Here is a 203-nt window from a genome sequence, read left to right on the forward strand (position 1 = left end):
AGCGGCGCCAACCCGCTCAACCCGCTGCTGGAGTACCTGCCGTTCGCCCGCGACGTCGGCCTGCGGCTCATCCTCGCCCGCAGCTCCGCCGGTGCCTCCCGCTCCTCCTTCGAGCCGGTGATGCAGCGGACGAAGGAGCTCGGCGCACAGGGCCTCATCCTCTCCGGCGACCCCGGCGAGGGACCCCTGATGGGCAACTTCAA

At 71.4% G+C, this 203-nt stretch carries 1 protein-coding gene; it reads left to right on the top strand.

Annotated features, from left to right (window positions below; genetic code table 11):
- Positions 1–203, top strand: a 203-nt coding sequence (locus FNX44_RS27615; RefSeq protein ID WP_153507828.1) for a hypothetical protein, incomplete at both ends; no start/stop codon positions are given.

It is taken from the genome of Streptomyces alkaliterrae, assembly GCF_007097205.2.
Taxonomy (GTDB): Bacteria; Actinomycetota; Actinomycetes; order Streptomycetales; family Streptomycetaceae; genus Streptomyces; species Streptomyces alkaliterrae.